Annotated in this window: 12 protein-coding genes, 1 tRNA gene and 6 pseudogenes; 13 read left to right on the top strand and 6 right to left on the bottom strand. The window is 67.4% G+C overall.

Annotation, left to right across the window (positions count from 1 at the left end; all coding sequences use genetic code 11):
• Nucleotides 1-37: 37 nt before the first annotated feature.
• Nucleotides 38-343 (top strand): LysR substrate-binding domain-containing protein, encoded by a 306-nt coding sequence (locus tag RUTHE_RS17455; RefSeq protein WP_245542194.1) that lies wholly within the window; start codon nucleotides 38-40, stop codon nucleotides 341-343.
• Nucleotides 344-348: 5 nt separating this feature from the next.
• On the opposite strand, the gene RUTHE_RS06075 is transcribed toward RUTHE_RS17455, so the two are convergent.
• Nucleotides 349-1,188, bottom strand: coding sequence for an intradiol ring-cleavage dioxygenase (locus tag RUTHE_RS06075; protein WP_021097447.1), 840 nt, complete (start codon nucleotides 1,186-1,188; stop codon nucleotides 349-351).
• Nucleotides 1,189-1,872: 684 nt separating this feature from the next.
• Between RUTHE_RS06075 and RUTHE_RS06070 the strand changes: the two genes are divergently transcribed.
• The 9 genes and pseudogenes from RUTHE_RS06070 to RUTHE_RS06040 all read left to right on the top strand — a co-directional run bounded on the left by RUTHE_RS06070 (nucleotide 1,873) and on the right by RUTHE_RS06040 (nucleotide 11,366).
• Entirely contained in the window at nucleotides 1,873-3,036 is a 1,164-nt protein-coding gene (locus RUTHE_RS06070) for an ABC transporter substrate-binding protein (RefSeq protein ID WP_021097445.1), read from the top strand.
• A 151-nt stretch (nucleotides 3,037-3,187) separates the two neighbouring features.
• Nucleotides 3,188-5,149: an ATP-binding cassette domain-containing protein gene (locus tag RUTHE_RS18580; protein WP_021097444.1), complete on the top strand. Its 1,962-nt coding sequence runs from the start codon at nucleotides 3,188-3,190 to the stop codon at nucleotides 5,147-5,149.
• Complete coding sequence (locus RUTHE_RS17445) at nucleotides 5,139-5,435, top strand: hypothetical protein (RefSeq protein WP_021097443.1); 297 nt, start codon at nucleotides 5,139-5,141, stop codon at nucleotides 5,433-5,435. The genes RUTHE_RS18580 and RUTHE_RS17445 overlap by 11 nt, the downstream gene beginning before the upstream one ends.
• On the top strand, nucleotides 5,432-5,941 hold the full coding sequence (locus tag RUTHE_RS17440; RefSeq protein ID WP_021097442.1) for an ABC transporter permease: 510 nt from the start codon (nucleotides 5,432-5,434) through the stop codon (nucleotides 5,939-5,941). The genes RUTHE_RS17445 and RUTHE_RS17440 overlap by 4 nt, the downstream gene beginning before the upstream one ends.
• A gap of 22 nt (nucleotides 5,942-5,963) precedes the next feature.
• Nucleotides 5,964-6,878 (top strand): annotated as a pseudogene (locus RUTHE_RS17435) (aldehyde dehydrogenase family protein); the annotation flags it as partial.
• 22 nt (nucleotides 6,879-6,900) lie between these two features.
• Nucleotides 6,901-7,401 carry an aldehyde dehydrogenase family protein gene (locus tag RUTHE_RS17430; RefSeq protein WP_245542193.1) on the top strand — a complete coding sequence of 167 codons (501 nt, stop codon included), beginning with the start codon at nucleotides 6,901-6,903 and terminating at the stop codon, nucleotides 7,399-7,401.
• A 64-nt stretch (nucleotides 7,402-7,465) separates the two neighbouring features.
• Nucleotides 7,466-8,827 (top strand): glutamine synthetase family protein, encoded by a 1,362-nt coding sequence (locus tag RUTHE_RS06050; protein ID WP_021097439.1) that lies wholly within the window; start codon nucleotides 7,466-7,468, stop codon nucleotides 8,825-8,827.
• Between the two features lie 11 nt (nucleotides 8,828-8,838).
• Nucleotides 8,839-10,222 (top strand): annotated as a pseudogene (locus RUTHE_RS06045) (aldehyde dehydrogenase family protein).
• Nucleotides 10,219-11,366, top strand: a pseudogene (locus RUTHE_RS06040) (iron-containing alcohol dehydrogenase). The pseudogenes RUTHE_RS06045 and RUTHE_RS06040 overlap by 4 nt, the downstream one beginning before the upstream one ends.
• Nucleotides 11,367-11,739: 373 nt before the next feature.
• Here RUTHE_RS06040 and RUTHE_RS06035 read toward each other — a convergent pair.
• The 3 genes and pseudogenes from RUTHE_RS06035 to RUTHE_RS06025 all read right to left on the bottom strand — a co-directional run.
• Nucleotides 11,740-12,686, bottom strand: a pseudogene (locus tag RUTHE_RS06035) (IS5 family transposase); the annotation flags it as partial.
• A gap of 332 nt (nucleotides 12,687-13,018) precedes the next feature.
• Nucleotides 13,019-14,735: pseudogene (locus RUTHE_RS06030) on the bottom strand (SulP family inorganic anion transporter).
• A gap of 74 nt (nucleotides 14,736-14,809) precedes the next feature.
• Nucleotides 14,810-15,070 (bottom strand): helix-turn-helix domain-containing protein, encoded by a 261-nt coding sequence (locus RUTHE_RS06025; RefSeq protein WP_021097432.1) that lies wholly within the window; start codon nucleotides 15,068-15,070, stop codon nucleotides 14,810-14,812.
• 234 nt (nucleotides 15,071-15,304) lie between these two features.
• Here RUTHE_RS06025 and RUTHE_RS16420 point away from each other — a divergent pair.
• Nucleotides 15,305-15,409, top strand: a pseudogene (locus tag RUTHE_RS16420) (IS5/IS1182 family transposase); the annotation flags it as partial.
• Entirely contained in the window at nucleotides 15,408-16,073 is a 666-nt protein-coding gene (locus RUTHE_RS17425; RefSeq protein WP_342662209.1) for a DUF3987 domain-containing protein, read from the top strand. The pseudogene RUTHE_RS16420 and the gene RUTHE_RS17425, both read left to right, overlap by 2 nt.
• 389 nt (nucleotides 16,074-16,462) lie before the next feature.
• Here RUTHE_RS17425 and RUTHE_RS06015 read toward each other — a convergent pair.
• Together RUTHE_RS06015 and RUTHE_RS06010 are read right to left on the bottom strand one after the other, a co-directional pair.
• A tRNA-Glu gene (locus tag RUTHE_RS06015) sits at nucleotides 16,463-16,537 on the bottom strand.
• A gap of 274 nt (nucleotides 16,538-16,811) precedes the next feature.
• Nucleotides 16,812-17,588, bottom strand: coding sequence for a DeoR/GlpR family DNA-binding transcription regulator (locus RUTHE_RS06010; RefSeq protein ID WP_021097431.1), 777 nt, complete (start codon nucleotides 17,586-17,588; stop codon nucleotides 16,812-16,814).
• A 150-nt stretch (nucleotides 17,589-17,738) separates the two neighbouring features.
• Here RUTHE_RS06010 and RUTHE_RS06005 point away from each other — a divergent pair, with 150 nt between their 5' ends.
• Nucleotides 17,739-18,626, top strand: a complete 888-nt coding sequence (locus RUTHE_RS06005; RefSeq protein ID WP_021097430.1) for an LPS biosynthesis choline kinase — start codon at nucleotides 17,739-17,741, stop codon at nucleotides 18,624-18,626.
• Nucleotide 18,627: the final 1 nt, after the last annotated feature.

The following is an 18,627-nucleotide window of genomic DNA, read 5'->3' as shown; positions in this document are numbered from 1 at the left end:
GCTGTCCGATCTCGCGGCCGAGCCGCTCATCGCCCTGATGGCGGACGAGATGGAACAGGAGGCAGGCAATCTGCTGTCCGCGCTGACACCCCGACCCCGCGTGGCCTTCCGCACCCGAAGCGTGGAGGCGGTGCGCTCGCTGGTGGCCACGGGGGCGGGTGTCGCGCTGCTGCCCGATCTTGTCTATCGCCCCTGGTCGCTCGAAGGGGACCGCATCGAAAGCCGCGATGTCTCGGGCACGCTGCCGGTGGTGCAGGTGGGGGTGGTCTGGCGCCGCGGCGCGCCGCTCTCGCCCGAGGCGCATGACTTCATCGCCCTCTCGCAGGCATCCCGCGGGCGCTGAAGGGTTCAGCCGCCACCCGGCACCAGCGCGGTCGCCTCGGCCGCGCCCTGCGATGCGGCAGGGCCGGCGGGAGGCATGCCGCCGCCGGGGGGCGGTTCGCCGGCTCCACCGGGCCCGCCCGGCCCGCTGTCGGCGCTGCGAGCCGCGGGATCGATGCCCACCACAAGGCTTGCCACATAGCGGTCGCCGGCTTCGCGCAGGGCGGCATAGGCCCCTTCGCCCGCCTGCGCGGCGATCCGGTCGCCGGCATTGACCGTGTCGCGGACCCCCTCGCGCGCATAGGCGGGGACATGGTCGTAGAGATACTGCGACAGCGCGTCGGGAAAGAAGATCTGCCCGGTCAGGACATTGACCTCGTCAAGAAAGATCTTGTGGTGGATATGGGTCGTCCGGCCGCGATACCAGCCGGGATAGATCGTGCGGAAGGTGGCGATGCCGCGGTCATCGGTCATCTGCGTGCCGCGCAGGAAGGTCTGCCCGGTCGTGTCGCGCGTCGCATCGCTGCCCTGCGCGGCAAAGCCCGAATAGTTGCCCTGCGCGTCGCAATGCCAGACATCCACCCGCGCCCCGGCGATGGGCCTGCAGGCGGCATCCACCACCTGGATGAGAAGCTCGAGCGGCACGCCGGGCAGGCCTTCGGTGATGTCGGTTCGCAGAAGGCCGGGGTCGATGTAATAGGGCCCTTCCGTCACCTCCACGGCCAGAAGGCAGACATTCGGCGAGATCAGGCCTGCGGCGGTTGCGGCGGCTTCCTGGGCGGGGGCCGGGTGGGCGCCCAGCAGGGCAGCGGGCGAGACCGCAAGCGTGGCGAGCAGGGCGCGCCGCGTGGGCTGGCTGGCGGACATGGCGGGACTCCATGACAGGCGGGTTGCGGCTCTTGAACGCGTGGGTGGGGTTTCCGTCGCAGTGGTGCCGGGAAAGCCCCCGGTTCCATTGGTGTCATCGGGCTGCAGCTCGAAGCGTGCGGTTGTGGCAGAACGGAAACCCAGGCTGTTCGCGCCGGGATGATGACGGGGGGATGATGCGTTGATCTGGATGGCGCTGGTGGCGGTGGGCCTCACGGTGCTGCTCGGCAGCCTGTTTCTGGAACCTCGGACCGGGCCCCGGCGGGGGCGGCGGGGGTCTCGAGGCGACGCGCAGGCCGGGGGAGCGGTGTCAACCGATGCGGCCGACCGCGACGACCGATATGATCGCGAGGCCGACGCGGCCGATGCCGACGATGCGGGGGCGGCGACGGAGGCAGCGACGGAGGCAGCGACGGAGGCAGCGACGGGGGTCACTGAACTCCTCTCGGCCGGTCTGCCCCCCGGGATGGCCGGACGGCATCCGTGCAGCGTCATGGCGGAGGGCGCGGGGCGATCCGTCCGGGATGCCGGGTTGCTGCGGGCCAGGCAGGGTGGCGGGGTCTTCTTTCGCCTTTTCCGAAACCATCGTTCTGCGGATTGTATTGGCGAAACCGCCGGCCATCGGTCACTCTTCTGCCCAACCGGACGCGCGGTCAGCGCGCGCCCACTGACAGGGAGACGACCATGACCCACCTCGCGCGCGCAGGATGCAGCCTCGCGATTCTCTCCATGCTGGGAAGCGGCGCCGTCTTCGCCCAGCCGACCGCGATCGGCGAAGGCGAGGGAGAGCTCTCCATCATCGCCTGGGCCGGCTATATCGAGCGGGGCGAGACCGACCCGGCCTTCGACTGGGTGACTGCCTTCGAGGAGGCGACGGGCTGCCGCGTCTCGGTCAAGCAAGCCAATACCTCGGACGAGATGGTGGCCCTGATGAACGAGGGGGGCTTCGATCTGGTCACCGCTTCGGGCGATGCCTCGCTGCGGCTGATCGCGGGGGACCGGGTTCAGCCGATCAACATCGACCTCATCCCGTCCTGGTCCACCATCGACGAACGGCTTCAGAATGCGCCCTGGCACACGGTGGACGGGGTGCATTACGGCGTGCCCTACATGTGGGGCCCGAATGTCCTGATGTACAACACCGAGGTCTTCGGCGATCAGCCGCCGACATCCTGGAACGTTGTCTTCGAGGAGATGACACTGCCCGATGGCCAGTCCAACCGTGGCCGCGTGCAGGCCTATGACGGGCCCATCCACATCGCCGATGCCGCCCAGTATCTCATGTATCACCGGCCCGAGCTGGGCATCACCGACCCCTACGAACTGAATGAGGAGCAGTATGCCGCGGCGCTCGATCTGCTGCGCCAGCAGCGGCAGCTCGTCTCGCGCTACTGGCACGACGCCTTCATCCAGATCGACGATTTCAAGAACGAAGGCATGGCCGCGTCCGGCTCATGGCCCTTCCAGGTCAACCTGCTCAAGGCTGATGGGGCGCCCATTGCCTCGGTGATCCCGGTGGAGGGGGCGACGGGCTGGGCCGACACGACCATGCTGCATGTGGATTCGGACAGCGTGAACTGTGCCTATATGTGGTTCGAGCATCAGCTGAGCAGCAATCTCCAGTCCGATCTGTCGGTCTGGTTCGGGGCGGTTCCGGCGGTGCCGGCAGCCTGCTCGGACGGTCGCGGGATGCAGACGCCCGAAGGCTGCGATGCCAACGGCCTGGCCGATTTCGACAAGATCCGCTTCTGGCGCACGCCGGTCGCCGACTGTTCGCAGGGCGAGGATGCCTGCGTGCCCTATTACCGCTGGGTGTCGGACTATATCGGGGTGATCGGTGGGCGCTGAGGCCCGGCAGGGGGCGCTGCCCGTCCCCGTCGCGGGCGGCGTCAACCCCATCTTAACCTTGATGCAATAGGAAGGAAGCAGGGGCGATTCGTCTCGTCGTCCCTGTCCCCTTTGCTGTCAGCCATTGCTCCGGTCCTGAAAGGAGGCCCGCATGACCCCTGCCGTGTCGTTCCGCGGCGTCTCGCGCCATTTCGGATCTGTCCGTGCCGTGGACCGCGTGGATCTCGACATCGCGGAGGGCGAATTCTTCGCGATGCTGGGTCCCTCCGGCTCGGGCAAGACGACATGCCTGCGTCTCATCGCCGGCTTCGAGAGGCCGGATGCGGGCGAGATCCGCCTGTTTGGCGAGCCGGTCACCGGTCTGCCACCCTACCGGCGGGCGGTGAATACCGTGTTCCAGGACTATGCGCTGTTTCCGCATCTCAACGTGCTCGACAATGTGGCCTATGGCCTGATGATCGCCGGCGTGCCCAGGGCGGAACGCCATCGCCGGGCCGAGGAGGCGCTGGAGATGATGGCGCTGCCCGGTTATGGCGCGCGCCGCCCGGCCCAGCTTTCGGGCGGCCAGCGCCAGCGCGTCGCCCTCGCCCGCGCCCTCGTCAACCGCCCGCGCGTGCTGTTGCTCGACGAACCGCTCGGGGCGCTCGACCTCAAGCTGCGCGAACAGATGCAGGACGAGCTCAAGGCCCTCCAGCGGCGTGTGGGGATCACCTTCGTCTTCGTCACCCATGATCAGGGCGAGGCCCTGTCGATGGCCGACCGTCTTGCCGTCTTCGACCAGGGCCGCATCCGGCAGATCGGCACGCCGGCCGAGATCTATGCGAGACCCGCCACCCGTTTCGTCGCCCGCTTCGTCGGCTCCTCCAATGTCCTGCCCCCCGATCTCGCCCGGAGGATGGGCGGCCCGCCAGCCTGGTGCTCGCTGCGGCCCGAATCGATCCGTCTGACCGATCCGGCGGGGGCAGCCCTCGGGGGGGTGGTGCGTTCGGCGCGCTATCTCGGTTCGGCCACGCGTCTGGTGCTGGATGTGGGGCACGGGACGGCGGTGACGGAGATCGCCGTCCTGGTGCCGGCCGGCCGGCCCGTTCCGCCATCGGCGCGCAGGCGGGGCTCGAATGGGATGTCGCGGCCCTGCATCCCCCTGGCCCGAGGACGCCGCCGCATGACCGCCGCAACCGGATCCCTGACCCCGACGGGCCGGCGCGGAGCATGGGGCGCAGCCTCGGATGTGCTGTGGCGCAATCCGCGTCTGCTCCTGTTGCTTTTGCTGCTGCCGCCGCTGCTGTGGCTCGGGATCGTCTATCTCGGCTCACTCTTCGCGCTGCTGGCGCAGAGCTTCTTTTCGATCGACGAATTCTCCGGCCGCATCGACCGCACGCTGACCCTCAGGACCTACGGGGAACTGCTGCGCCCGGCCAATCTCGACATCATCTGGCGCACCGTCCTCATGGCGGGGCTGGTGACGCTGGCCTCGATCGTCATCGCCTTTCCGATCGCCTACTACGCCGCCCGTTATGCGCGGGGCCGCTGGAAGGCGCTGTTCTACCTCGGCGTCATGCTGCCCCTGTGGTCGAGCTATCTCGTCAAGGTCTATGCTTGGAAGCTGATCCTGGCCAAGGAGGGGATCATCGGCTGGGCCTTCGACAGCCTCGGGCTCGGCTGGCTGCTTTCGGCCTTTCTGGCCATCCCCGGCATCGGGGGCAACTCGCTCTCGGTCTCGCCCTTCGGCACCTTCCTCGTCTTCGTCTATGTCTGGATGCCCTTCATGATCCTGCCCATGCAGGCGGCGCTGGAGCGCGTCCCCCCCTCGCTGACCGAGGCCGCGGCCGATCTGGGCGCGACGCCGGCCCAGGCCTTTCGCACGGTGATCTGGCCGCTCGCGCTGCCGGGGGTTGTCGCGGGGTCGATCTTCACCTTCTCGCTGACCCTGGGCGACTACATCATCCCTCAGATCATCGGGACGAGCGCACGCTTCATCGGCCTGGCCGTCTACCAGTATCAGGGCACGGCCGGGAACATCCCGCTGGCGGCGGCCTTCGCGGTCGTGCCCATCGTCATCATGGGGATCTATCTCATGATCGCGCGGCGGATGGGGGCCTTCGATGCGCTCTAGGGCCCCTCTCTGGCTCAAGCTGGCGGCGGGTGCGGGGCTCCTGTTCCTGCATCTGCCGATCCTGCTGATCTTCGTCTATGCCTTCTCCTCCGAGAGCGCATCCTTCACCTGGCCACCGCCGGGCTTCACGCTGCGCTGGTTCGGCCGGGCCTGGGCGCGGCCCGACATCTGGGCGGCGCTGTCGCTGTCGCTCCGCGTCGCGCTCCTCTCCACCGCCATCGCGCTGGGCTGGGCACGCTCTGCGCGGCGGCCGTCGCCCGCAGCCGCTTCTTCGGGCGCGAGGTGATCTCGCTCCTGGTGATCCTGCCCATCGCGCTGCCCGGCATCATCACGGGGATCGCGCTGCGCTCGGCCTTCTCGCTGGCCGAGATCCCGTTCAGCGTCTGGACCATCGTGCTGGGTCATGCGACCTTCTGCATCGTGGTGGTCTACAACAATGCGGTCGCTCGCCTGCGGCGTCTGTCGGGGCATCTGATCGAGGCCAGCATGGATCTCGGGGCGACCTACTGGCAGACGCTGCGCTTCGTCATCATGCCCAATCTCGCGACGGCTCTGCTGGCCGGGGGGATGCTCGCCTTTGCCCTGTCCTTCGACGAGGTGATCGTGACCACCTTCACCGCCGGTCAGCAGCAGACCCTTCCCATCTGGATGCTCGAGGAACTGGTCCGCCCCCGCGAACGGCCCGTGACCAATGTCGTCGCGATGGTGGTCGTGCTGGTAACCTTTCTGCCGATCCTCGGCGCCTATTACCTGACCCGCGGCACCGACAGCGTCGCGGGCAGCGGCAAGTGACCCCGTTCTCCGGAGACTCCCCATGACCCTCCACTTCGATACCCAGATGCTGATCGGCGGCGCCTTCGAGGCGGGCACCGAGGGCGAGGAGACCATCCTCAATCCCCGCACCGGCGAGACGATCCTGACCCTGCCCGAGGCCTCTCCGGCCCAGATCGACCGGGCCGTGGCGGCCGCGCGCAAGGCCTTTCCGGCCTGGTCGCGGACGACGCCGGCCGAACGTGCTGCCCTGCTGCTGAAGATCGCCGACCGCATCGAGGCTGAGGCCGAGGAGTTCGCCCGGCTCGAGGCGCTCAATACCGGCAAGCCCTTCCACGCCGCCCTGAATGACGAACTGCCGGCGATCGTGGACTGTTTCCGCTTCTTTGCGGGGGCGGCGCGCAACCTGCACGGCCCTGTGGCGGGGGAATATCTGGCCGGGCACACAAGCCTGATCCGGCGCGATCCCGTTGGTGTCGTCGCCTCCATCGCGCCCTGGAACTATCCGCTGATGATGATGGCCTGGAAGCTGGCCCCGGCTCTTGCGGGAGGGAACTGCGTTGTCCTGAAGCCATCCGAACAGACGCCGCTGACAGCCCTGCGGCTGGCGCGCATTCTGGCCGAGCTTCTGCCCGAAGGGGTGGTGAATGTCATCACGGGGCAGGGGGGCAGCGTGGGCAGCGCGCTCATCCACCATGACGGGGTGGACATGGTCTCGCTGACAGGGGATGTGGCGACGGGCAAGAAGGTGCTTCAGGCCGCCGCGCGCAGCGTCAAGCGCACGCATCTCGAGCTGGGCGGCAAGGCGCCTGTGCTGGTGTTCGACGATGCCGATCTGGACAGGGTGGTGCAGGGGCTGCGTGCCTTCTCCTTCTACAATGCGGGGCAGGACTGCACGGCGGCCTGCCGGGTCTATGCCCAGGCGGGGATCCATGACCGCCTGGTGGCCGAGCTGACGGCGGCCGCAGCCTCCATCGTCTATGGTCAGGAGGACGACAGCACGAACGAGATCCCCCCCCCTGATCAGTCTGCGTCAGCGCGACCGCGTGGCCAGCTTCGTCTCGCGCGCGGCCGAACAGAAGCATATCGAGATCACCACGGGCGGAGAGGCGCCGGAGGGGTCCGGCTTCTACTACCGGCCCACCGTGATTGCCGGTGCCCGGCAGGAGGACGAGATCGTCCAGCGCGAGGTGTTCGGCCCTGTCGTCTCCGTCACCCGCTTCGAGGAGGCCGATCAGGCCGTGGCCTGGGCCAATGACAGCGCCTATGGCCTGGCCTCCTCGGTGTGGACGCGGGATGTGGGCCGGGCGATGGATGTCTCGGCCCGGCTGCGCTACGGCTGCACCTGGGTCAATACCCATTTCATGCTGGTCAACGAGATGCCGCATGGCGGGCTCCGGCAGTCCGGCTACGGCAAGGACATGTCGATCTATGCGCTCGAGGATTACACCGTCGTGCGTCATGTCATGATCGCCCACTGACATCCCGTTGACACTTTGCCTGCGCAACCAGACAGTTGCGCAGATTTCTGCCTGGGACATGCCGATGCCTGCCAACCTTACTCTCGATCAGCTTTCCAATGCCGTGGATGCGGGCGAGATCGATACCGTCCTGACCTGCGTGACGGACATGCAGGGCCGTCTCGTGGGAAAGCGGTTCCACGCTCGCCACTTCCTCGACAGTGCCCATCGGGAGACGCATGGCTGCAACTACCTGCTGGCCGTGGATGTGGACATGACCCCGGTGCCGGGCTACCGCTCCGCCTCCTGGGAGCAGGGCTATGGCGACTATGTCCACAAGCCGGACCTGGCCACCCTGCGCCGTGCGGGCTGGGAATCGGGCACCGCCATGGTGATGTGCGACCTGCTCGACCATCATGGCGAGCTGGTGCCCATCGCCCCCCGTTCGGTGCTGAAGCGGCAGGTGGAGCGTGCCCGCGCCCTGGGGTTCGAGCCGATGATGGCCACCGAGCTCGAATTCTACCTCTTCGAGGAAAGCTTCGCGACGCTCTGGGATCAGGGCTATCGCCGCATGACGCCGGTCGTGCGCTACAACAATGACTACGGCATCTTCGGCACCCTGAAGGAAGAGGCCGTGATGCGTCCGCTGCGCAATGCACTGCACGCCTCGGGGATCCCTGTGGAGAACACCAAGGGCGAGGCCGATGCCGGCCAGCACGAGGTGAATATCCGCTATTCGGATGCGCTCGACACGGCCGACATGCATGTCATCGTCAAGACCGCGACCAAGGCCGCGGCGCAGGCGGCGGGTCATTCCGTGACCTTCATGGCCAAATATGCGACGGACCGGGCCGGTTCCTCCTCGCATATCCATCAGTCGCTCTGGCGCGATGGCCGCAACGCCTTCCGGGACGAGAAGGGCGGGCATGGCATGTCCGAGATCATGCGCCGCTATCTGGCCGGCCTGCTGGCCCATGCCGATGCGACGACGCTGTTCCTGGCCCCTTATGTCAACTCCTACAAGCGCTTCACCGTGGGTCTGTTCGCACCCACCCGCGCCGTCTGGAGCCGCGACAACCGCACGGCCGGCTATCGCCTCTGCGGCGAGGGAACGGGGGCGATCCGCATCGAATGCCGGGTCGGCGGGGCCGATCTCAATCCCTATCTGGCTCTGGCCGCGCAGCTGGCCGCCGGTCTTGACGGGATCGAGAAGGGGCTGGAGCTGGAGCCCGAATTGTCGGGCGACATGTATCGGGCCGAGAATGCCCGCCGCATTCCCGCCACGCTGCGCGAGGCGGCCGAGGCGGCACGGCGTTCCGACATGCTGCGAGAGGCCTTCGGGGCGGAGGTCGTGGAGCATTATCACCGTGCCGCCCTGTGGGAAATTTCCGAATGCGACCGCGTGGTGACCGACTGGGATCTGCGGCGGGGCTTCGAACGGCTCTGAGGGGGAATGCCATGACCATCATCCGCTGTGTCTCGCCCGTCAATGGCGAGGTCTATGCCGAACGCTCCGCCCTCTCCCCCGAGGAGGCCGATGCCGCCGTGGCGCGTGCCCGCGCCGCGCAGCCCGGCTGGGCGGCCACCCCGCTCGAGACGCGCATCGCCCTGGTGCAGGAGGGGATCCGGCGGCTGAACGGCGCCCGGGACCGCATCGTGGAGGAGCTGGCCTGGCAGATGGGCCGTCCCGTCCGCTACGGCGGGGAATTCGGTGGCCTCAACGAACGGTCGGACTACATGGCCTCCATCGCCGCCGAGGCGCTGGCCCCCCCTGGTGGCGGAGGACAGCGACCGCTTCATGCGGCGGATCGAGCGCGCGCCTGTCGGCCTGGTCTTCGTGATCGCGCCCTGGAACTATCCCTATCTGACGGCCTGCAACACCATCGTTCCGGCCCTGATCGCCGGCAATGCCGTGCTGCACAAGGCGGCGTCCCAGACCCTTCTGGTGGGCGAACGCTGGCAGGACGCCTTCGATGGCCTGCTGCCCGAAGGGGTCTTCCAGAATGTGGTGCTCGACCACGAGGGGACGGAACGTCTGATCCGCAACCGCAGCTTCGGCTTCGTCAATTTCACCGGTTCGGTGAAGGGCGGCGCCGCGATCGAGCGCGCCGCCGCCGGGACCTTCACCTCGCTCGGGCTCGAGCTGGGGGGCAAGGATCCCGGCTATGTGATGGAGGATGCCGATCTCGACTGGGCAGTGGACGTGCTCATGGACGGGGCGATGTACAATGCCGGTCAGTGCTGCTGCGGGATCGAGCGGATCTATGTCCACCGCTCGCTCTACGACAGCTTCGTGGACCGGGCGAAGGCTTGGGTTTCCTCTCTCCGCCTCGGCAACCCGCTCGATCCGGCCACAACGCTGGGGCCGATGGCGAATCTCCGATTTGCCCGCGAGGTGCGCGCGCAGATCGCCGAGGCGGTCGCTGCCGGCGCAACGCCCCTGATCGCACGCGAAGCCTTTCCGCAGGATGACGGGGGAACCTATCTCGCGCCGCAGATCCTCGTGAATGTGGATCATTCCATGCGCGTGATGAAGGAAGAGACCTTCGGCCCCGTCGTCGGCATCATGCCCGTGGATTCGGACGAGGAGGCGCTCGCCCTCATGAATGATTCGCCCTACGGGCTGACGGCCTCGCTCTGGACGCAGGATCCGGAACGGGCGATGGCCCTGGCCCGGCGGATCGAGACGGGGACGGTCTTTCTCAACCGGGCCGATTATCTCGATCCGGCGCTGTGCTGGACGGGCTGCAAGGACACGGGGCGCGGCGCGGCCCTGTCGGTCCTCGGTTTCCACGCGGTGACACGTCCGCGCTCCTACCATTTCCGCAAGGTGAAGGCATGACGACCCTCACGGCCAACTGGTCCTATCCGACGCGCATCCTCTTCGGCCCCGGCCGCATCGCAGAACTGCCCGCGGCCTGCGCCGAGGCGGGGATTCGCCGCCCCCTGCTGGTCACCGATCGCGGCCTGGCCGGTCTGCCGATCACCGCCGGCGTCCTCGATCTGATGGAGAAGGCGGGCCTGGGTCGCGCCCTGTTTGCCGAGGTGGACCCGAACCCGACCGATGCCAATCTGGAGGCAGGCATCCGCGCCTATCGTGAGGGCGGGCATGACGGGGTGATCGCCTTCGGCGGCGGTTCGGGGCTGGATCTGGGCAAGCTCGTGGCCTTCCAGCAGGGCCAGACGCGCCCCGTCTGGGATTTCGAGGATATCGGCGACTGGTGGACCCGGGCGGAGGCCGACCGGATCGCCCCCATCGTGGCGGTGCCCACCACCGCCGGCACCGGGTCCGAGGTGGGGCGGGCCGGAGTCGTGACGAATTCGGCACGCATACCAAGAAGGTGATCTTCCATCCCCGGATGCTGCCCCGGGTGACGATCTGCGATCCGGAACTGACCATCGGCCTGCCGCCGGCCATCACCGCCGGCACCGGGATGGATGCCTTCGCGCATTGCCTCGAGGCCTATTGTGCCCCCTTCTTCCATCCGATGAGCGAGGGAATCGCTCTGCAGGGTCTCCGGCTGGTGAACGATTACCTGCCACGTGCCTTCCGCGACGGATCGGATCTCGAGGCGCGGGCGAACATGATGGCCGCTGCGGCGATGGGCGCGGTGGCCTTCCAGCGGGGGCTGGGCGCCATTCATGCCTTGTCGCATCCGGTGGGGGCGATCTACGGCACGCATCATGGCACGACCAATGCCGTCGTCATGCCGGCCGTCCTGCGCTTCAACCGCCCCGCGATCGAGGAGCGGATCGCCCGCGCGGCTGCCTATCTGGGAATTGCCGGGGGATTCGACGGTTTTCTGGCCCGGGTGGAGGAGCTGAACAGCCTCTTCGGTTTCCCCAGGGGCCTTGCGGCGATGGGCGTGGAACAGGCGCGCCTGCGCCAGCTGGCCGAGATGGCCGTGGCCGATCCGACTGCCGGCGGCAACCCCGTTCCGCTGACCGTGGAGACGGCCGAAGCCCTGTTCGCCAGCGCGATGTGATGGTTTGTTCGGTTGTCCTGTTGTCCGGGTCCGCCTTCGGGCGGGCTCGGGCCATCGCGCCCCGTTCCGAAAGGCCTCGCAAGACATCCTCAGCATGCAGCACAGGCCGCAGGGCAGGGGTGGGTGCGACGCCTCCATCCTGCGCGTGCTGCACCGCCTCTGTCTGCGATGGAGAGGTCGTTACAAGCCCGGCAATGTCACTGGGAGAAGGATCCGCTGGCAGCCCGTAGATCCGCCATGGGCTGTTTCCGGCTTGCCCGGCAGGTTCCGGATAAGTCCATACGATCATGGCATGGAACAGCTCTGTTGTGCAAATCGGGTGATGGACAGGATTGCCCCATTCCCGGCAGACCTGTCCCGCCAGCATCGGTGATGGAGTGCCGAGTGCGGTGACGCCGTTGAGCACGGCAACCCTGACCTGGAACTCTGCGATCTGACGGTCGAAGTCCCGCGCCGTGAGGCGCTGGCCCCGGAGTTTCACACAGTGCATCCTGGTCTCGGCTCGGCTTCGGCGGTGGTCCCGTTCGGGGCCGCCCTCGGACCGGTGGCGGGCTGGCCCCTCACCATCGTCGCCGGATGGTTCGACCGACACGCTTCGATATGCGCAGGATTGCGTTGCGCGCGACGGCCCCGGCGGTGTCGGGTTTCCAGGGTTTCGCGTTCTTGCGGGGAGGGATGATCCCGCTGCCCCGCGGCCGCAATGGCGTCATGGCACTTGCGGCTGTCGCAGGCGCCGTCGGCAGTGACGCTGGCGATCTGCTGTTCGGGCGGGATCTGGTCGAGCAGTTCGGGCAGCATGGGCGCGTCGCCCATGTCGCTGCTGGTGAACTCGGTCGCCCGGATTTCCAAGCTTTTTCGCGTCAATACCGATATGGATCTTGCGCCAGACCCGACGTGTGGAGCCGCCATGCTTGCGGGCGTTCGATTCCCCTTCGCCCTCGATCTTGATGCCGGTGCTGTCCACCAGCAGGTGCAGGGGGCCGTCCGAGCCACGGTAGGGGATATTCACCTTCAGGGTCTTCTGGCGCCGCGACAGGGTGCTGAAGTCTGGGACGGCCCAGTCCAGGCCGAGCAGGCGCAACAGGCTCTCGACGAACCCAGTGGTCTGCCGAAGCGCCATCCCGAACAGCACCGTCAGCGTCAGGCAAGTCTGGATCGCGGCATCACTGCAAGCAGGCTGACACCCGCGCTTGCCGGTCGGCGCGGCATCCCAAGTCATCGCGGGACGACGCAGATCGTGAGCGGCCGCGGCGCCTCAGCGCTTCGTTATAGGCAAGGCCAGCTCCGGGTCTTGCAGGTCGGCGGTGCCGATCGGCTCATCCCCCCCAGCGGCCACCCCGAATTCACAAGATGAACCCCCCGGCTATTTGGGCAACAGAACCGTCCAGGTTGGAAACGGCACGCTTCCGTCCGAACTGGTGACTGATGTGGGTCCGTGCATGACTTCAACCGTCCGTGCGCGTTCTTCCCCCGATGCGCGTCCAGGTTATGCGTTCGGGCGGGCAGACCCGCCCTTTGCTTTCAACTCGCCGTGACAGGTGCAGGATGCCGCTGTTGCTTATCCCGGGTGCATCCCGCAGTTCGGCTGCGGGAACGGGCGTTCGATGGCAGGCAGCACGAGCCTGCAGCGCTTTCCAGTGCGCCGCCCGGCATCACGCTGCCCGGGCATCGCCGGAAGCGTCGGTGATGGCAGCCAGCGCCTCCTCGATACTGGCCGCGTAGTGCACGAGGGGTCGTTTCAGCCCATGCCTCAGGAAAACCCGTCGGATGTCGCGACTGGCGCCCGTCAGCCACAGGGTGACGCCGCGCCTGTGGGTCTTGTGAGCGAGACCCTCGATCACGTTGGCGCCGGTCGAATCAAGGAAGGGCACTGCCGAGAAATCCACGATGAGCGCCTTGTGGCTGTCCTGGATGCGGTCGAGCACCGAGCCGATGGAGGCGGCCGCGCCGAAAAAGAGCGCACCGATGATGCGATAGACCACTACCTCGGGATTGGCTGCTTCCTCGTGATAGGTGCCGCGCGGTGGCGGCGCGCTGTCCGCCTCGTCCCGTCCCACGAAGGGCGTGTCGGTGGCAATGGCCGTGATCGTGCTCATCCGGTGAATGAAAAGGCCGAGCCGAGCGCGAAGCCGACCACGATGGCCTCGGTCAGGTCGCGGAAGATGGTCAGGAAAAAGGTTGCGGCCAGCACGGTCGCCTCGCCCCAGCCCGAGCGGACGAGGATGGCGATGGCAGGCTTCTCGATCATGTTCCAGGCGACGACGGCGAGGACACCCGCGAGCGCGGCCAGCGGAATATAGGCGGCAAGCGGTGCGGCGATGAGCATGAACAGCAGCAGGAAGACCGCGTGCAGCATGCCCGCCACCGGACCATGCGCGCCAGAGCGGACATTGGTCGCGGTTCGCGCGATGGTGCCCGTGACGCAGAAGCCGCCGAAGAGGGCCGAGCCGATATTGGCGACACCCTGCGCCACAAGCTCGCAGTTCGACCGATGCCTGCGCCCGGTCATGCCGTCGGCGACCACGGCGGAGAGAAGCGACTCGATGGCGCCCAGAAGCGTGAAGGAAATCGCGGCAGGGAGAACGGCCATGATCTTCCCCGGCGACAGGTCCGGCAGGCTGGGGGCCGGCAGGGTCGAGGGGATACCGCCGAACTTCGTGCCGATGGTTGCCACCGGCAGATCCAGAAGCGCCGTCGCCAGTGCCGCGACGCCCACCGCGATCAACATGCCCGGCCAATGCGGTCGCCAGCGACGAAGCCCGAGGATGATCGCGACAGTCAAGACCGAGACGAGAAGCGCGGCCGGCGTCAGGCTGGCGCGCGCCTCCCACAGGGCCGGGAGTTTGCCAGCAACGCGCCCGGCTCATGCTCCAGCGTCAGGCCGAAGAGTTCCTTGATCTGACTGGCGAAGATGATGACCGCGATTCCGGCGGTGAAGCCGACCGTCACCGGGAAGGGAATGAACTTGATGAAGGTGCCGAGCCGCAGGAAGCCGGCGGCTGCCAGCATCAGGCCCGAGAGGAAGGTCGCGAGGATCAGCCCGTCCATCCCGTGCTGCGCGAGCGTCGCCGCGACCAGCACGATGAAGGCCCCCGCAGGACCGCCGATCTGGAATCGCGATCCTCCGAGCAGGGAAACGAGGAAGCCGCCGACAATCGCGGTGTAGAGCCCCTGTGCCGGGGTCGCGCCCGAGGCGATGGCGATCGCCATGGAAAGCGGCAGCGCCACGATGGCAACGGTCAGCCCGGCAAGGGCATCCGCCCGCAGCTGCGCCGGCCCGTAACCCTCGCGCAGGACGGTCACGAGTTTCGGGGTATAGAGCTCGGCAAAGCTGGGCGTATCGCCGGTCTGTCTGGCCTGGTCTTTCATCTGGGCCGCACCTTGAATGGGTTGCGGCGGGATCGTCGGCATGTCGTCGGCGGTCGCCGTCGCGAAGTCCTGGGTCAGTTTTTCGGGAGTGGAGATTTCAGGCGAACGCCGCGCCCGCCTGCCATGCTGGGGGCGCCTTCACCGATGAGCTCGACCCCGGCGCCTTCCAGCGCCGCGACGACCTTGGTCAGGCTGTCGACCACGCCGCGCACATTGCCGGCGCTGGCCTCCATGCGCTGGATGGTCGGGACGGACAGCCCGGATAGCTCCGCCAGGGTTTTCTGGTCGATACCGAGAAGGGCGCGCGCTGCGCGCATCTGGGGGCCGGTGATCATGAGGCATATCCCGAACAGGATAAACGACATCTATAATACACTTACTGATATTTCAAGCATCCATTGTGATTGGTGTTCGTCGCTCAGCGCTTTCTGGAGCATCCATGCCCACCCCTCGCGAAACCATCCTCGCCGCGCTGCAGGCGCGGCTGCCGGCGCTGCCGGTTACGGCTCTGTTGGGCAAATGGGGTGAAGGGATCCACCTCGTGAATCCAAGGGGGTCGCTGAGGGGGGATGAGCCGACCGGCACCGCCGATCTGCAAGATCCGGAACTGGCCGAGCGACAACAAGGCGCTGAGGCGCCGCGGCTCGCTCATGATCGGGTTCGATCCCGCGATTGGCGGAAGGGATTGAAACCGCCTTGTCGGCCTTTCTGCTGCGCAGCGCCCCCTCGGCTTCGGTCTGGCCGGCCTTGAGCGCCGCGGGATCTTGCCGCACGGGCGGCGGCGCTTGGCAGGGCCGATGCCGCTGTTGCGCGGGCTGTCCCCCGGCCGCGCTGAATGACCTCTGGCAGGGCAACCCGATCCGCCGCACCCGTGCAGGGGATGGGCATTCGACCCTCTACGGCCGCTGCCTGGCGCTGCACCTGATGGCGCAGCCGGTCATCGCCCGCGGCTTTCTGGCCGATCCGACTGCCTTGCCCGAGGTGCTGGCCGAACGGCGGCGGGTGGCTGGGATTGCGGAACTGTGCCGCCGGCATGAGCTGCCGGAGCTGGCTGCCGACCTGATTGCCGACGGGCGCCCGTGGAGGCAGCCCGCGCGGCGATCCTCGACAGGCTGGCCAAACGCGACCGGCTGGCGCTGCGCACGCATGAGCCGGCGCTGGCGGGCGGCGGGCCCCGCCGCTTCGAGGATCCCGCCTGTCTGGCCGATGCGGCGGGCGAAGCTCTTTATGCGCGGCTCGACCCTGCGCATGAGCTGTCCCCGCCTGCGCGGGCCTTCGCCCGATCACCTGATCACCCGTGCACGGGGCGCTTCCAGATGGTGGTGGAGCCGTGCCTGACCGATCCACATGTCTGGTATTTGGCAGCCGATCCCGCGATGCAGGACGGGCTGGAATTTGCCTATCTCGAGGACCAGCCCGCCCCGAAGTCGAGCCGGGCGTGTTCGTCTGCCTGCCCCCCCGCCTCGGGTCCTTCCTGGTGGCTATGGGATTCGGGCGGCAGAGTTGCAGTCTTTTCCAGCGTCAGAACGACAATCGGGGTGCGCAGCGGGTGCGCAAGGCGGTGCGCTGCGCCGCGCGATCCTCTCCGCGGCGGTGGCCAGCCTGTTCGGCATCCGCCACTGCTTCGGAGTCCGTGAACGCCCGAATGAATCCCGGGCGCCATGGGGGATGTTCCGGTGGACTGGCTTGAGGAAAAGCCGTTATAACCAGATTTTTGGTCAAAAAATTGGCAGCCCGTAGGGGAATCGAACCCCTCTTTTCAGGTTGAAAACCTGACGTCCTAACCGATAGACGAACGGGCCGCTGTCGGTGCGCGCTAGTTAGACAAAGGCGCAGGCGGGGGCAAGGGGGGATATGCAGATATCCTCGCGTCAAGCATGGCTTGTCGCAGGGGCATGGGCAGGGCCCTGTTGCGGCGCAGCCGCCTGCTCGTCGGCGACCGCGGAGCGGGTCTTGCGAGGGGGGGCGTGGGGCCGATTGCCGGCCTGCTTTGCGGATCGGACGGCCGGCCTTGGAGCCGACCGGGAAGGGGTCCGAATCGGTCCCCGAGCCGCCGGCATGGCAGCCCGCCCTGCATCAGCCGTCAGCAGGGCTCTCGGGGATCAGGATCTGCACACCGGCGGCCTCAAGGGCCTTCTGCGCCTCGGCCGGGGGCGGGCGGTCGGTCACGAGGCTGTCGATCCCCTGCCAGCCGCAGACCTGGACCAGCCCCGGGCGCTCGAACTTGGAAATGTCGCAGACGACCACACGTCGCACCCCGCGCGCCAGCACGGCGCGGGCGAATTCGGCCTCTTCCAGGCGGTAGTCCATGATTCCCCGTTCGGGATGCAGGGCGCCGGCGGAAATGATGGCGTGATCGACCCAGAATCGCGACACGAACTCGATCGCCGACAGCCCCAGTGCCGCGCCGCTGTCGCGGTCGAGCGCGCCGCCTGCCATGTGGACGGCATTTCCGTTCACCGTCGCCAGAAGCCGGGCGATATCGGGCGAATTGGTCACCACCGTCAGGCGCCGGTGCTCCAGCAGCTCCCGCGCGAGGAAGCTTGTCGTGGAGCCGGTATCGAGCATGACCGATTCGCCGTCCCGGATCATGCGCGCCGTCAGCCGGGCGATGAGCCGCTTGGCGGCGGCATTCTCGCGCATGCGACGGTCGAAGGGGGCTTCGCGAAGGGCAGAGGGCAGCATGATGCCCCCATGCCGATGCAGCACCGAGCCATTCGAGACGAGGATCTTCACGTCCCGCCGGACCGTTTCGAGCGACACGCCCAGTCGCTCGGACAGATCGCTGATGCGGATCGTCCCTCTGTCCTCCAGGAGTCGCAGGATCTCTGCCTGACGCTGTGCTGCGATCATCTCTGCTCCGTTTCTGACCGAAAATGACTTCTTATGTGGAAAAAGGCCGATCATGACCGTCTTCATGGATGATTTCGGTCATGATACCGCAAAATCCTCTTGACCCGGCGGCATCCTGCGCGATCCACTACCCGCAGGGGAGGGAACAGCGTGACCGGCCGTGCATGGGAAAGGATCAGGGCTCTCGGGCTCTGGCAGGGCGATGTCGAGATCAGCCCGCTCAAGGGCGGCATCAGCAACGAAAGCTGGATCGTGCAGGACGCCGCGGGAAGATGGGTTGTGCGCTTCGGGGATGACTATCCCTTTCACCATGTCGAACGCCGACGCGAGGTCATGGTGGCGCGCGCCGCAGCGGAGGCCGGCTTTGCCCCCGCCCTGCGCCATGCGGCCGAAGGGGTGATGGTCACGGACTATCTGGGGGCGAAGACCTTCGAGGCCTCGGATGTGCGCGCCGCGATCGGCCCGATTGCCGATCTGCTCCGCCGCTTTCACCGGACGATGCCGCATCATGTCTCGGGTCCGGGGTTCTTCTTCTGGCCCTTCCATGTCGTGCGCGACTATGCCCGCACGCTGCGGCGGGATGGCAGCCGGATGACGGCAGAGTTGCCCCGCTATCTCGCCCTGGCCGATGCGCTCGAGGCGGTGCAGGTGCCTCTGCCCATCGTGTTCGCCCATAACGACCTGCTGCCGGCCAATCTGCTTCATGACGGCCAGCGCCTCTGGCTGATCGATTTCGAATATGCCGGCTTCTCGACCGCACTGTTCGATCTGGCGGGGCTGTCCTCCAATGCCGGCTTCTCGCCGGAGGAGACGGAGGCCCTGCTGACCGCCTATTTCGGCTGTTCGCCCGATCCGGCGCTTTCGCGGGCCATGGCGGCGATGCAATGCGCCTCGCTTTTGCGCGAGGCGATGTGGAGCATGGTCTCCGAGCTGCATCTGAACGCCCCCGGCACCGACTATCCGGCCTATACGGCCGCGAATCTCGCACGGCTCGAGGCGGCACTCGACGCCTATCAGACTGCATATGGAACACTCTGAC

The organism is Rubellimicrobium thermophilum DSM 16684, from assembly GCF_000442315.1.
GTDB classification, from domain to species: Bacteria; Pseudomonadota; Alphaproteobacteria; order Rhodobacterales; family Rhodobacteraceae; genus Rubellimicrobium; species Rubellimicrobium thermophilum.
Note: the sequence above shows the minus strand (reverse complement) of the source record. Positions and strands in the feature narration are given on the sequence as shown.

What these genes read in the sequence shown, in the direction of transcription:
- RUTHE_RS17430 (WP_245542193.1), top strand. Translation starts at nt 6,901, where the DNA reads ATGGTCAGGAGGACGACAGCACGAACGAGATCCCCCCCCCTGATCAGT.
- RUTHE_RS06070 (WP_021097445.1), top strand. Translation starts at nt 1,873, where the DNA reads ATGACCCACCTCGCGCGCGCAGGATGCAGCCTCGCGATTCTCTCCATG.
- RUTHE_RS06050 (WP_021097439.1), top strand. Translation starts at nt 7,466, where the DNA reads ATGCCTGCCAACCTTACTCTCGATCAGCTTTCCAATGCCGTGGATGCG.
- RUTHE_RS18580 (WP_021097444.1), top strand. Translation starts at nt 3,188, where the DNA reads ATGACCCCTGCCGTGTCGTTCCGCGGCGTCTCGCGCCATTTCGGATCT.
- RUTHE_RS17445 (WP_021097443.1), top strand. Translation starts at nt 5,139, where the DNA reads ATGCGCTCTAGGGCCCCTCTCTGGCTCAAGCTGGCGGCGGGTGCGGGG.
- RUTHE_RS06025 (WP_021097432.1), bottom strand. Translation starts at nt 15,070, where the DNA reads ATGATCACCGGCCCCCAGATGCGCGCAGCGCGCGCCCTTCTCGGTATC.
- RUTHE_RS06010 (WP_021097431.1), bottom strand. Translation starts at nt 17,588, where the DNA reads ATGATCGCAGCACAGCGTCAGGCAGAGATCCTGCGACTCCTGGAGGAC.
- RUTHE_RS17455 (WP_245542194.1), top strand. Translation starts at nt 38, where the DNA reads ATGGCGGACGAGATGGAACAGGAGGCAGGCAATCTGCTGTCCGCGCTG.
- RUTHE_RS06075 (WP_021097447.1), bottom strand. Translation starts at nt 1,188, where the DNA reads ATGTCCGCCAGCCAGCCCACGCGGCGCGCCCTGCTCGCCACGCTTGCG.